The sequence below is a fragment of the Novosphingobium sp. PY1 genome, assembly GCF_017312445.1.
In the GTDB taxonomy this organism is placed as follows: Bacteria; Pseudomonadota; Alphaproteobacteria; order Sphingomonadales; family Sphingomonadaceae; genus Novosphingobium.
Genome location: NZ_BLTI01000009.1, coordinates 202,561 through 215,181 on the forward strand (window position 1 = coordinate 202,561; position 12,621 = coordinate 215,181).

Annotated in this window: 18 protein-coding genes; 11 read left to right on the plus strand and 7 right to left on the minus strand. The window is 63.1% G+C overall.

From position 1 onward, the window contains the following. Positions 1-16: 16 nt before the first annotated feature. The 9 genes from J3474_RS16650 to J3474_RS16690 all read left to right on the plus strand — a co-directional run bounded on the left by J3474_RS16650 (position 17) and on the right by J3474_RS16690 (position 5,640). Positions 17-601, plus strand: coding sequence for a Maf family protein (locus J3474_RS16650; protein ID WP_013834564.1), 585 nt, complete (start codon positions 17-19; stop codon positions 599-601). After that, complete coding sequence (gene aroE, locus J3474_RS16655; RefSeq protein ID WP_207094917.1) at positions 598-1,470, plus strand: shikimate dehydrogenase; 873 nt, start codon at positions 598-600, stop codon at positions 1,468-1,470. The genes J3474_RS16650 and aroE overlap by 4 nt, the downstream gene beginning before the upstream one ends. Continuing rightward, positions 1,467-2,066 carry a dephospho-CoA kinase gene (gene coaE / locus J3474_RS16660; protein WP_013834562.1) on the plus strand — a complete coding sequence of 200 codons (600 nt, stop codon included), beginning with the start codon at positions 1,467-1,469 and terminating at the stop codon, positions 2,064-2,066. Before aroE ends, coaE begins: the two co-directional genes overlap by 4 nt. Positions 2,067-2,119: 53 nt before the next feature. After that, positions 2,120-2,803, plus strand: coding sequence for a DNA polymerase III subunit epsilon (gene dnaQ, locus J3474_RS16665; RefSeq protein WP_013834561.1), 684 nt, complete (start codon positions 2,120-2,122; stop codon positions 2,801-2,803). A 25-nt stretch (positions 2,804-2,828) separates the two neighbouring features. Continuing rightward, positions 2,829-3,398 (plus strand): ribosome hibernation-promoting factor, HPF/YfiA family, encoded by a 570-nt coding sequence (gene hpf / locus J3474_RS16670; protein ID WP_007012601.1) that lies wholly within the window; start codon positions 2,829-2,831, stop codon positions 3,396-3,398. A gap of 126 nt (positions 3,399-3,524) precedes the next feature. Then, positions 3,525-3,986, plus strand: a complete 462-nt coding sequence (locus J3474_RS16675) for a PTS sugar transporter subunit IIA (RefSeq protein ID WP_207094918.1) — start codon at positions 3,525-3,527, stop codon at positions 3,984-3,986. A 1-nt stretch (position 3,987) separates the two neighbouring features. Beyond that, a complete protein-coding gene (locus J3474_RS16680) occupies positions 3,988-4,473 on the plus strand; it encodes a PaaI family thioesterase (RefSeq protein ID WP_013834559.1) in 486 nt (161 codons plus the stop codon). 3 nt (positions 4,474-4,476) lie between these two features. Beyond that, positions 4,477-4,806 carry a DUF1491 family protein gene (locus J3474_RS16685; protein ID WP_013834558.1) on the plus strand — a complete coding sequence of 110 codons (330 nt, stop codon included), beginning with the start codon at positions 4,477-4,479 and terminating at the stop codon, positions 4,804-4,806. 195 nt (positions 4,807-5,001) lie between these two features. Next, positions 5,002-5,640, plus strand: coding sequence for a cell wall hydrolase (locus tag J3474_RS16690; protein ID WP_013834557.1), 639 nt, complete (start codon positions 5,002-5,004; stop codon positions 5,638-5,640). A 33-nt stretch (positions 5,641-5,673) separates the two neighbouring features. On the opposite strand, the gene xth is transcribed toward J3474_RS16690, so the two are convergent. The 3 genes from xth to J3474_RS16705 form a co-directional block, all read right to left on the minus strand. Then, positions 5,674-6,447: an exodeoxyribonuclease III gene (xth, locus tag J3474_RS16695; RefSeq protein WP_207094919.1), complete on the minus strand. Its 774-nt coding sequence runs from the start codon at positions 6,445-6,447 to the stop codon at positions 5,674-5,676. A gap of 37 nt (positions 6,448-6,484) precedes the next feature. Then, entirely contained in the window at positions 6,485-6,817 is a 333-nt protein-coding gene (gene erpA / locus J3474_RS16700; protein ID WP_013834555.1) for an iron-sulfur cluster insertion protein ErpA, read from the minus strand. A 106-nt stretch (positions 6,818-6,923) separates the two neighbouring features. Beyond that, positions 6,924-7,349, minus strand: a complete 426-nt coding sequence (locus tag J3474_RS16705; RefSeq protein ID WP_013834554.1) for a CBS domain-containing protein — start codon at positions 7,347-7,349, stop codon at positions 6,924-6,926. Between the two features lie 135 nt (positions 7,350-7,484). Between J3474_RS16705 and J3474_RS16710 the strand changes: the two genes are divergently transcribed. Next, positions 7,485-7,778: a hypothetical protein gene (locus J3474_RS16710; protein WP_013834553.1), complete on the plus strand. Its 294-nt coding sequence runs from the start codon at positions 7,485-7,487 to the stop codon at positions 7,776-7,778. A gap of 9 nt (positions 7,779-7,787) precedes the next feature. Here the strand turns inward: J3474_RS16710 and J3474_RS16715 are convergent, their stop codons facing one another. The 4 genes from J3474_RS16715 to J3474_RS16730 all read right to left on the minus strand — a co-directional run bounded on the left by J3474_RS16715 (position 7,788) and on the right by J3474_RS16730 (position 10,859). Continuing rightward, entirely contained in the window at positions 7,788-8,177 is a 390-nt protein-coding gene (locus tag J3474_RS16715; RefSeq protein ID WP_013834552.1) for a ferredoxin, read from the minus strand. Between the two features lie 66 nt (positions 8,178-8,243). After that, a complete protein-coding gene (locus J3474_RS16720; protein ID WP_013834551.1) occupies positions 8,244-8,702 on the minus strand; it encodes a DUF2497 domain-containing protein in 459 nt (152 codons plus the stop codon). Between the two features lie 82 nt (positions 8,703-8,784). Next, positions 8,785-10,242: a TolC family outer membrane protein gene (locus J3474_RS16725; protein WP_207094920.1), complete on the minus strand. Its 1,458-nt coding sequence runs from the start codon at positions 10,240-10,242 to the stop codon at positions 8,785-8,787. A gap of 2 nt (positions 10,243-10,244) precedes the next feature. Then, positions 10,245-10,859, minus strand: coding sequence for a protein-L-isoaspartate O-methyltransferase (locus tag J3474_RS16730; RefSeq protein ID WP_207094921.1), 615 nt, complete (start codon positions 10,857-10,859; stop codon positions 10,245-10,247). Positions 10,860-11,076: 217 nt separating this feature from the next. On the opposite strand from J3474_RS16730, the gene J3474_RS16735 reads away from it, so the two are divergent. After that, entirely contained in the window at positions 11,077-12,600 is a 1,524-nt protein-coding gene (locus tag J3474_RS16735; protein WP_207094922.1) for a fumarate hydratase, read from the plus strand. The last annotated feature ends 21 nt before the right edge of the window (positions 12,601-12,621 follow it).

Sequence of the window (12,621 nt, forward strand, 5' to 3'; positions counted from 1 at the left end):
AAGCACAGCAAAGACAATGATCGTTCTCGCATCCAAGAGTGCATCGCGTCGCGCGATGCTGGAAGCTGCCCAGATTCCCTTCTGCACGCAGCCGGCACATGTCGACGAACGTGCGATCGAAGCAGATCTTGGCGCGGTTCCGGCTGGTGAAGTCGCGCTCGCCCTCGCCAGGGCCAAGGCCCTTGCGGTTTCGCATAATGCACCCGGTACGCTGGTGCTGGGCAGCGACTCCCTCGTCACCTGCGACGGTTTCCGGTTCGACAAGCCCGGAACGCGCGAGGCCGCGACCGAACATCTCCGCTTTTTTTCCGGCAAGGTCATGAAGCTGCACAGCGCGGCAGCCCTGGCGCGCGATGGAGAAGTGGTCTGGGCCGAAGGCGGCCTCGCCGAACTGCACGTGATCGCCATGTCCGATGGCTTCATCGCCGATTACCTCGAGGCCGAATGGCCCGAAGTGTCAGGCTGCGTCGGTGTCTTCCGCTTCGAAGGCCGGGGCGTGCAGCTGTTCGAGAAAGTCGATGGCGACTATTTCACCATCCTGGGCATGCCGCTGCTCAAGGTGCAGGCGGCACTGCGCGAACTGGGAGTGATGAAGAAATGACTTTTTCCTCCCGGCCCCAGCCCTATGCCGAAGTGATCGGCGATCCCATCGCCCAGTCCAAGTCCCCGGCGATCCATAATTTCTGGCTTGGCAAGCAAGGGATCGATGCGCGCTACGAGGCCTGCCGCGTCGCTTCCGGCGGCTTGCCGGATTACCTCGCGGCTCGCCGCGCCGATGCCGGTTGGCGCGGTTGCAACGTGACGATGCCGCACAAGGAGGATATCATTCCGCTGCTCGACCGGCTCGATCCGCTCGCGCAGAGCATCGGTGCGGTCAATACTGTCGTGCGCGAGGAAGACGGGACGCTGGTGGGCTACAATACCGATGTCCCCGGCTTCCTAGAACCGCTTCGGGAGCGACTCGATCAGCAGCACCTATTCCGCATGGCGCGTGTCCTCGGCACCGGCGGAGCTGCCCGCGCGATCATTGCCGCGCTTTCCCGCAAGGGCTTCGTGCTCGTCCTCGCCGGTCGCAATCCCGAAAAGGCGCGCGCCCTGCTCGAGGAACTGGCAACCGGAGACGACCACCACGCGATCGACCTCGCCCATTTCAGCCAGGCGACCGATTTTGCGTTTGACGACCGCAAGGGCATCATGGACCTCGTCGTCAATGCCAGCCCCTTGGGGATGACCGGTCAGGCACCGCTGGAATTTGATTTCAGTCATGTCCCTCCCGGCAGCGTGATCTATGACATTATCACCAGCCCGCTGGAGACTTCTTTTCTGAAGGAGGCGCGCGAGGCCGGGTTCGAGACGGTGGACGGCCTGTCCATGCTTATCGGCCAGGCTGCTTTCGCCTTCGAGAAGTTCTTCGGCACATTTCCACTGCGCGACTCGGATGCCGAGCTTCGGGAGATCCTGCTCAAGTGACTGCGACTCGACCCCGGATCCTCGGTCTGACCGGCTCGATCGGCATGGGCAAATCGACAGTGGCACAGATGCTGCGCGAACTGGGCGTTCCCGTGTTCGATGCGGACGCGGCGGTGCATGCGCTGCAGGGCCCGGGTGGCCGCCTGCTTCCGGCGATCGAGGAAGCCTTTCCCGGAACCACCGGCGCGCGAGGCGTGGATCGGCCGAAGCTGGGCGCCGCGGTCTTCGGGGACAAGGAAAAGCTCGCCCGGCTCGAAGCCATCGTGCATCCTGCCGTGGCCGAAATGCGGCAGGAATTCCTCCGGGAAAACTCAGATAAACCTCTGATCGTATTCGATATCCCCCTCCTTTATGAAAAAGGCGGAGCGCAAGGGCTCGATGCCGTGGCCGTCGTTTCCGCCCCCTCCGGGGCCCAGCGCGAAAGGGTCCTGGCGCGGCCGGGCATGACGGAGGAAAAGTTCGAGCAGATCCTGTCCCTGCAGGTACCGGACTGCGAAAAGCGGGCGCGGGCCGACCATGTCATCGACACCGGTACAAGCCTTGCCGAAACGCGCGAACAGGTCGCCCGATTGGTTGCTGCGATGGCTAGCGCATAATTTCCTTTGTCAGCCCCTTGCACACGGGCCTCAGCAGGCAGATATGAGAAGTGATGAGAGAGATCATCTTCGATACCGAAACGACGGGGTTCGACCCCAAAAACGGTGACCGGATGGTCGAAATCGGTTGCATAGAAATGGTCAACCGAGTGCTCACTGGACGCACCTTCCACGCCTATTTCAATCCCGAGCGGTCGATGCCGGCCGAAGCGGAGGCCGTCCACGGTCTTTCCGATGCTTTCCTGGCCGACAAGCCGCTGTTTGCCGAAAGGGCGCACGAGTTTCTCGACTTCATCGAAGACAGCCCGATGGTGGCGCATAACGCCGGGTTCGACTTCAACTTCATCAATTTCGAATTGCAGACCTGCGGTCATGCGGAAGTCAGCCGCGATCGGATGGTCGATACCGTGGCCCTGGCCAAGGTTCGCCATCCCGGCGCGAAGCTTTCGCTCGATGCGCTGTGCACACGCTATGGCATCGACCGCAGCCACCGCACGAAGCATGGCGCCCTGCTTGACGCGGAACTGCTGGCACAGGTCTATGTCGAGCTTCGCGGAGGCCGCCAGATCGGCCTCGAGCTGGGAGCCGAAATCACCGAGATCGTGACGGAAACGAAGATCCTCACACGAAGGGATCGACCTTTCCGTCAGCCGCGTTCCCACGCGGCCACCGAAGAGGAACTCGCCGCACATGCGGAATTCCTCAAGTCGGTCGATACCCCGCTCTGGGGTGCCTGAACTCTAGCAAGAGGAGAATACGCCCATGGATATCCGCGTCTCCGGTCACCAGGTCGATACTGGCGAGGCCCTTCAGGTCCACGCTGGTGAACGTCTTACGGCGATCATCGAGAAGTATTTCAGTCGGGCCTTGTCCTCGCACGTGACCTTTGGCCGAGCGCCCGCCGGCGCGTTCCGGTGCGATATCATCATGCATGTCATGCAGAACCTGGTTCTCAAGGCCACCGGTCTTGCCCATGACGCGCACGTTGCCCTCGACCAGGCCGCGGAAAAGATCGACAAGCAGCTGCGCCGTTACAAGCGCCGTCTGAAGGACCGCCACGAGCAGTCCGCCCATGCGATCGCTGCCGAGGAAGCAGCTTATACCATCTTCGAGGAAACGCCGGTCGAGAACGAGGACGAGATCGAGGCCGATGCGCCGCTGGTCATCGCCGAGACTCGTGTCGACGTTCCAGAGGCAACGGTATCCGATGCGGTCATGATGCTCGACCTGCGCAATACCACGGCCTTGTTCTTCAAAAACGCTGGTACTGGTCGGCATAATATGGTTTACCGCCGCGGCGACGGTTCGATCGGCTGGGTCGAACCTCACTGACGCCGAGCAGTGACGTCACCAGGCGTTTGAATTCCTGATCGGAGGAGAGGACGTAACCCCCGGATTTTCCGGGGGTTATGAGCGTATAATAAATGGCAACCGGTCAAGACTAGAATCAGATTTGAAATGAATGGTCTTTTTACTCTTCTGCCTGAGGCCGTCGTTGCGACCGCCGCAGACAGCAAGGATCTTATCCTCAGCGAGCTCGCCGCCCTTTTCGCGCAGGTCTATGACCTTGAGCGCGATGCGGTGCTGGCACGCATGCTCGAACGCGAGGAACTGGGCAGTACCGGCTTTGGCCGTCGTATTGCGATTCCGCATGCCCGCATTTCCGGTCTGAAGCGTCCGGTGGCTGCATTCATGCGGCTCGAATCTCCCGTGGAATTCGATTCTGCCGACGGAATGCCGATCGATCTGGTTTTCGGCCTGCTGTCGCCGGATGGCGCCGGTGCCGCGCATCTCCATGCCCTCGCCGCGATCTCGCGGATGATGCGCGATGAACGCATGCACGATGAATTGCTCGAAGCCCCGGGGCCGGAAGTCCTCTACAGCCTCCTGAGCAACGTCATCGACCGCGACGCTGCCTGACATGACAGAGGCCGACAACGCCGATGCGGCCGGTGCGAGCCTGCACTGGCGGGCCCTGGAAAACCTCTATGCATCCGCGGCCATCAACGAAAAGTTTCGCTCGGCTCTCCAGATCACCGGCGAAGGACTTTCGTGCATCACGTTCGATGTAGGACCCGATTGCTTTCATGCCGCCGGCGCCGCGCATGGCACGATCTATTTCAAGATGCTCGACGACGCGGCGTTCTACGCAGCGAACACGCTCATCACCGATCGCTTCCTGCTGACCACTTCGTTCAACCTGCTGCTCAGCAAGCCGATCAAGGGTGGAACCGTTCGCGCCGAGGGGCGCTGGGTGAGTGGCCGACGTCGTGTGCTCGTGGCGGAATCGCGGCTGATCGACGAGGAAGGCGACGAAGTCGGACGCGGAACCGGCACCTTCATGCGTTCGCGCATCCCGCTTTCCGGCCTTCCCGGATATTCGGCCGCCTTTACGGCCCAGGGCTGACCGGTGGAAGCGCGCCTGCCTGCACACCTCGAAGTCTCGAGTCTGCTTCGACGGGTCCAGGCCGAAGGAGGTTTCGCAACCGTTCTCAACAAAGGTGAACGCGACGCCGGAACGATCATGGTCGTCCTTACCGAAAATGGAGCGAATACACGCGCTTACGAGCGCATGCCGCAATTGGACGGAACCCGCCAATGGACTTGTTCAAAGAAGCAAGACATTGAAAAACCATGGGAAATATCAGAGTTCATCGCGCGTCGGGCGGATCAGGACCCCGATCTCTGGGTCATCGAGCTTGATATCGCGCATGGTGAGCGTTTCATCGGAATTGGGTAACGAATCCGGTTGACTTGCAAGGAATGCAAGGTAAGGGGGCCGCAAACGCGAAGGCGGCGCGGGAGGCATTTCGGCCACACCAGCTAGCACGCAGCCGGGGGATCGTCGGCAGGCGCGGTACAGTATTTCAATGCCGGTAACGGCATTCTGTTCCCGCTTGTGTCAGATGGGTCCACCGCTTTAGACCAAGGCTTGATGCGAACCAAATTGCAGTGGGCGAGCGCAGTGGCGCTGGCCGCAACGGTGTTTACCGCATTATTCAGCGCCCAGGGGTCGGGCGCGGCCACGTCGGACATCGTTCCGATCCTGGCAAAACCGGAACCCCAGGTGAGTTTCGTCTCCGAACCGGTGGTTCAGGCGCTCCCGTCCGAAGATGACGGGATCGTTACGGACGATGACGGTGACGACCAGGTCATCGCAGCCGACACCTTGGCTCAGCTCGTCGCAGAGCAGGGCATGCCCGATGCAATCGGCAAGCAGCTGCGCTGCCTAGCCGGTGCGATCTATTTTGAATCGCGCGGCGAGTCCCTCGAGGGGCAGCTTGCCGTCGGGCGCGTGATCATCAATCGCGCCAAATCGGATCGCTTCCCCGATAACTTCTGCGATGTCGTGTTCCAGCGTTCGCAGTTCTCCTTCGTGCGCGGAAGCCGCATGCCGAAGATTCGCGAACAATCGAAGGATTGGCGCCGCGCGCTGGCTATCGCCACCATCGCGATCGACGGCAGCTGGAAAAGCCCGGCCAAGGGCGCGCTGTTCTTCCACGCCGCCCGTGTGTCGCCGAACTGGCGCCTCACGCGCCTCGCCCAGGTCGACAACCACATCTTCTATCGTTGATGGCCCGCCCGCCCCTACGGGCGGGCTCTTGCCTCACTTCCTCAGTTCGACCCAGACCGGTGCATGGTCGCTGGCCTTTTCCCGGCCGCGATGCGCCTTGTCGACGCCGCAGGCGACCAGTCGATCGGCCAGCTCGGGCGAAAGCAGGGCATGGTCGATGCGAAAGCCATGGTCGCGCTGCCAGGCCCCTGCCTGGTAATCCCAGTAGGTCCAGACGCCGCCGCGCGGATTGTGGGTGGCGATCGCATCGGTCCAGCCGTCGCCGAGCAGGCGGAAGTAGGCATCGCGCGATTCCGGCTGCATCAGGGCGTCGGCGGCCATGGCCGATGGCGACCAGACGTCGCGGTCATGCGGGATGACGTTGAAGTCTCCAGTGACGATGGCGGGAACTTCCTCGGCCCTGATCGCGGTCATACGCTCACGCAGGCGCTTCATCCAGCGCAGCTTGTAATCGAACTTGGGTCCGGGCACCGGATTGCCGTTGGGCAAGTAGATGCACACGACCCTGACACCGAAGACATCGGCTTCCAGATAGCGTGAGTGATCGTCCTCGGGCTCCCCGTCGAGGCCTCGCTGGACTTCGACCGGCGCTTCGCCATCGGCAAGGATGGCGACGCCGTTGAAGCTCTTCTGGCCATGCCAGATGCCTTTGTAGCCCAGCTTCTCGAACTCGGCGATCGGGAAGCCCTCGTCCTGAGACTTGATTTCCTGCAGGCAGGCGACGGCCGGGCGCGTCTCCTCGAGCCATTCGAGCAGACGGGGCAGGCGCGCCTTGACGCCGTTGATATTGAAGGTTGCGATTTTCATGGCGCCTTCTCGGCAGTCAGGCGCCGGTTCGTCAAGCTCAGATGCTGAAGCTGGACCCGCATCCGCACCCGGCGGCGGCATTGGGATTTTCCACCCGGAAAGCTGCCCCGCCCAGAGATTCCACGTAATCCACGATGCAGCCGCTGACGAGATCGAGGCTGACCGGATCGACCACCAGTTTCACGCCGTCGGTTTCGGTCACCGAATCCTCGCTTTCGGGGGCGTCGGCAAGGCCGAACTTGTACTGGAACCCGGAGCAGCCTCCTCCCTCTACCGAGAGGCGCAGGATCGCGGCCTTGCCCTGTTTGGCGGCAATGGTGGCCACGCGCGCGGCGGCGGAAGGGCTGAGAGTGAGGTTCTGCTGGTCCATATCCCGGATGTAGGCTTCCCTGCCCCGTGCGGCAAGGCGTCGAGGCAGGAGCGACGCAGTGCCGAAAGACAGGGAACGGTGGCTGACCGGCCGATTTCTTCGGCGATCAGGCCATCTGGATATATTCGCGCATTGCTGCGGCTTCCGACTCGACCTTGTCGATGCGGTATTTCACGAGGTCGCCGATCGATACCATGCCGACCATGCGCGCTCCGTCCATGACCGGGAGGTGGCGGATGCGCCGCCGGGTCATCATGGCCAGCGCGGTCATCACCGAGGTCTCGGATTCCACGGTCACGGCCGGCGCCGTCATGACTTCGCTTACCGGTTTGTCGAGAACGCCGGGGCCGAATTCGCGCAAGCGGTAGATCACGTCGCGTTCGGAGAACATGCCGGCAAGGCCTTCGCCATCCAGAACCGGCAAGGCGCCGATGCGACGTTCGGCCAATATTTCCACGGCCTCGCGAACCGTGGTGCTGACCTTGCAGGTAAGAACAGTATCGCGGCCTTCGATAATGCGCCCGATCGTCATCGTCGTATTCTCCCTGTTTTGCTTTGCAGGCGCAGAATATCACAGGTTTCGGGGACTAGCCACTTCGACTGACAGATGGCGCTGACTGTCACGAGGGCCTTGCGACAGCGGCCCGCAAGGCGCAAATGAGACGCAATGATACCACGCTCCCCCCTCGAAGATCCGGTCAATGCAACCCATGCCTGGAACCGGTTCAGGCGTATCATGCGCTGGATGATGACGATCACGGTCGGCCTCGTCCTGGCCTCGGTGATCCTGCTCTACCGGTCGAACGGCATGGTTTCGGTGCATCTCTACATCGCGACCGCGCTTGGCATCGGCTTCACGATGCTGTTGGCATCGGCGCTGATGGGGCTTGTGTTCCTCTCAAGCGGCACCGGCCACGACGAATCGATTATCGATCCGCTCGATGACGATACCGAGCTCTGACCCGGCCGTTCAGTTAGCCGCAGGGCGCAGGCGATAGTCCTCGACCGGCGCGCCGCCGATCAGGTGCTCCTGGATGATCCGTTCCAGGACGTCCTCGTTGCAGGAATGATACCAGACGCCGTCCGGCCATACGACCGCGATGGGGCCGGATGAGCAGATGCGCAGGCAGTCTGCCTTGGTGCGCGCAACGCCGCCGCCGCTGTCCGTTTTCGGGCCGTCAAGGCCGAGCTGCTTGAGCCGCTTTTTCAGGTACTTCCAGCTGGCTTGCCCCTTTTCAGGACTGCAGCATTCACCTTTCTGCGGCTCGGCACAGATGAAGATGTGGCGTTCGATGGAAGCGCCGCCTGCCTTGGCGAGGGCTTCTTGGGCCTTGTCGAGTTCGTGGCGGTGCTTGCTCATGCCCGCCAAGTAGGAACCGAAAGGGCGCAGGTCCAGTGCGCGCGAAGCCGCAGCGAACCTTTGGCCTCAGCCTTTCTTGCCGACGATCCGCGAGATTTCTGCCGCAACCATGCGCTCCACCAGCGGGGGCAGGTTCTTCTCGAGCCATTCGGCAAGTGCGGGACGCAGCAGCTCGCGGGTAAGTGATTCCAGCGAGGTTTCGCCCGAGCGCACGATCTGCGGGGGCGCGCTGGGCTCGGACAGCATGGCCAGGGCCGCAAGGGATTCGCGCATCGATGCGCGGACATTGTCCTGGATCAGCGAAGGTTCTTCGTCATCCTTGTCCATATCGGGCTCCAGCTCGGCGGTTTCCTGCAGTTCGAGCACGTCTTCGAGGCCCTCGTCCTCTTCTTCCTCAAGCTCGATGACGCCGGCAGTGGCGCGACGCGTGCGCTCGACCTTGGCGCCCGCGCGATTGTCGCGCGCGATTACCTGCTTGATCGACTGCAGGATCTCGTCGACCGAGGGTTCACCGTTCTGACGCATCGTATAGGCCCCTTCGCATACCTTGTGACAAGGCAGACACATGCGCGGCCGAATCACTTTGGCCCCGATTCGCCGCACATGCTTAATTCTGTGGAATTTCACCGTCCTGCAGCGGCGTGTCAACGGTCCGTGTCGATTGAGCGACCGGCGCGGGATCGTCGTCCCAGTCGAAGACCTTGCCCCTCACCCGCTCATAGTTGAGTTCGGGATCGTAGAGAATGCCGCCATCGAGGTTGAGATCGCGCGCTTCGGCACGGCCCATGGCGGCAAGCAGGGAGAAGCCCGCGACATAAGCATTGCGCTTGGCGGTGACGAACTGGACTTCCGCATTGAGCAGTTCCTGCTCGGCATTGAGGATGTCCAGGATCGTGCGATTGCCGACCGTGTTCTCGGCCCGCACGCCTTCGAGGCTGAGCTTGGCGGCATCGACCGCGACCTGGGTCGAACGGATCAGATCGTTGGACGCGACCCATGACGTATAGGCCGAGCGAACCTGCGCGATAACCTGGCGCTCGATGCCGATCTCGTTCTCCAGCGCGGAGGAAGCCGATGCCTGTGCCTGCCGCCGGCGCGCCGCGGGGAGGCCGCCCTGGAACAGGGGAATCGAGATCGAGGCACCGGCCTGTGCCGAAGTATCGGTCTGGGGCACGGATTCGGTGCCGATACCGCCGAGGGTGCCAAGGTAATTGTTGTAGCTGCCCGAGGAAAATAGGCTGACCTGGGGCAAGCGGCCCGCCCCGGCTACGTCGATGTCCTTTTCGGCGGCCTTGGTCCGCTCACGCGCGGCGATCAGGTCGGGATTGTTTTCGAGGGCCTGGTCGACGGCTTCCTGCGCCGTGTTCGGCAGGTTCGGAAGCGGCGGCGGGGCCTCGAGCGCCTCCGGAGCCTTGCCGATGAGCTGGATGTAGGTCTCGCGCGCGGCGGCCAAGTTCGCCTCGGCCGCGCGGGCATCGCTTTGTGCCAGCGCCAGACGCGACTGCGACTGGGCAACGTCGGTGCGAGTGACGTCGCCGATTTCGAAACGGTCGCTCGTCGCCTGGAGGTTGACCTTGAGGACATCGACCTGGTTGCGGTTGAGCCCGACGATGGCCTCGTTGCGGATCACGTCCATGTAGGCCGCCACGACCGAGGAAAAGACCGAGCTTTCCGTACCGCGCAAGTCGGCCTGCCCGGCTTCGACGCGTATCTTCGCGGCCTTGATCTGATTCTTGACTGCGCCGCCCGAATAGATCGGGACGCTGAGGTCCGCTCCTGCGTTGACCAACCGCTCGGGGGCGGTGAAGGAAGTTGCGCTTTGCTTGACGAATTCGGTGTAGCGCCCGCTCGTGCTTACGCTCGGCAGGCCGGAGGCCTTCGCGATGGGCACGTTTTCGTCCACGCCGCGCTGCTGGGCTCGCGCGGCCTGCAGCGTCGGGTTGGTCTGATAGGCAAGGACGAGGGCCTCGCGCAGCGTGTCGGCGCGCGCGCACGGAGCCTGCATCGCGGCGATGCAGGCCATTCCCGACAGTAGCCCGGCACGCCCCCACACGAACCGGGTCATGGTCAGAAGCTCCAGCGTTTCGGAGCCGCCAGTTCGGGGAGCGCAGGAATGCCGATTTCGGCGAGCGGGAGCAGCGACACGACGCCAGCGGCCTTGCGGCCCGACGCGAGGCGCGAGACGCCGCGCACCATGAGGCCGGTGACGATGCGGCCGTCTTCGGCAAGCTGGGCGGCGATGCCGACAGGCAGTTCCTCGATCGCACCGTCGATCACGACGAGCGTATAACCGCCCTCACCCGCCATCGCGCCGGCTTCGGCCGGGTCGACGGCGTCGAGCGAACCGACCAGCGGACGCAGCAGCGCGGCAAGGTAGCCGGCACCGTCGCCGATGAGCAGCGCCTTGTCCTGGGCGGTGGGTTCGGCCTCGGCCAGCATCTTCGCTTGCACCAGCGGCGCGGCGAGCGAGCGGCCATTGCCGAGCGGGATCGCACGGTCGATATAGGCGGCATCGCGCATGGTATCGGGAACGAAGTCCTCGCGGGCGATGCCGGCCATTGCCGCAAGCACCCAGGGCTCGTTGACCCCGCTGGTGCGCAGCTGGCTGGTGATCATGGCGCGACGGGCCGCGCTCACGGAATTCTGGGCGGACGGGGCGGACCGATCCTCGGTCAAGGTCATTTCGTGCTGTTCCCTCGATACTTGCAGGGCCGATGCGTGCCATTTGCATGGGTTGCAAATTCGGCATTTGTGGGGCGCCTTCTAGGACAAGGTGCCTGCGAGGCCAAGCGCTTTGACAATACGCTCGTCGAGTTGTCGTAGCGCTTTGACGATCACCCCGTCCCGCCGTATGGGGACCGGCAAATCCACGATTTCCGCGAACCGGGAGCGCAATTCCATGGCCGATATGGTGACAATCCGCGAAGACGACCTGATCGACAGTGTCGCCGATGCCCTTCAGTACATCAGCTACTACCACCCGATGGACTACATCCGCGCGCTGGGCGACGCCTACGAGGCCGAGCAGGGCGCAGCAGCGAAAGACGCCATCGCGCAGATCCTGACCAACAGCCGCATGTGCGCCGAAGGCCATCGTCCGATCTGCCAGGACACCGGCATCGTCAACGTCTTCATCGAGTGGGGCCAGAATTGCCGTCTCGAATCCGACCGTAGCCTGCAGGAAGTGGTCGATGAAGGCGTGCGCCGCGCTTACGGCAACAAGGAAAACAAGCTGCGTGCCTCGGTGCTGGCCGACCCGGCCTTCACCCGCCGCAATACCAAGGACAACACCCCGTCGGTCCTGTCCGTCTCGATGGTTCCGGGAAGCAAGGTCTCGGTCGACGTCGCGGCCAAGGGCGGCGGTTCGGAAGCCAAGTCGAAGTTCAAGATGATGAATCCCAGCGATTCGATCGTCGACTGGGTGCTGGAAATGCTGCCGCAGATGGGTGCCGGCTGGTGCCCGCCGGGCATGCTCGGCATCGGCATCGGCGGCACCGCCGAACACTGCGTGAAGCTGGCCAAGCAGAGCCTGATGGAACCGATCGACATGGCCCAGCTCAAGGCTCGCGGCCCGCAGAACGACATCGAGAAGCTGCGCATCGAGATCTTCGATGCAGTCAATGCCATGGGCATCGGCGCGCAGGGCCTTGGCGGCCTCGCCACCGTGCTTGACGTCAAGATCCTCGACTGGCCGTGCCATGCCGCGAACAAGCCGATCGCGATGATCCCCAACTGCGCGGCGACCCGCCATGCGCACTTCACGCTCGACGGTTCGGGCCCGAGCTTCCTCGAGACTCCCAAGCTCGACGAGTGGCCGCAGGTCGAATGGGCACCGAGCAGCGAGGCCAAGCGCGTCAATCTCGACACCCTTACCGCCGAGGACGTGCAGAGCTGGAAGCAGGGTGACCGCCTCCTACTCAACGGCAAGATGCTCACCGGACGCGATGCCGCGCACAAGCGCATCCAGGACATGCTCGCCAAGGGCGAGGAACTGCCCGTCGATTTCAAGGGCCGCGTGATCTACTACGTCGGCCCGGTCGATCCGGTGCGTGACGAAGTTGTCGGTCCGGCCGGCCCGACCACCGCGACGCGCATGGACAAGTTCATGGACATGATGCTCGACCAGGGCCTGCTGGCCTGCGTCGGCAAGGCGGAGCGGGGTCCGGCGGCGACCGATTCCATCGCGCAGCACAAGTCGGCCTACCTCATGGCGGTGGGCGGCGCGGCCTACCTCGTTGCCCGCGCGATCAAGGAAGCCAGGGTCGTCGGTTTCGAAGACCTGGGCATGGAAGCGATCTACGAGTTCACCGTCGAGGACATGCCGGTCACCGTGGCCGTCGATTCCGAAGGCAAGAACGTCCACCAGCTCGCCCCGCTGGTCTGGAAGGAAAAAATCGCCAAGGAGCATCTGCTCGCCGACTGATCCCGGCGGGCAAGGCCGTGG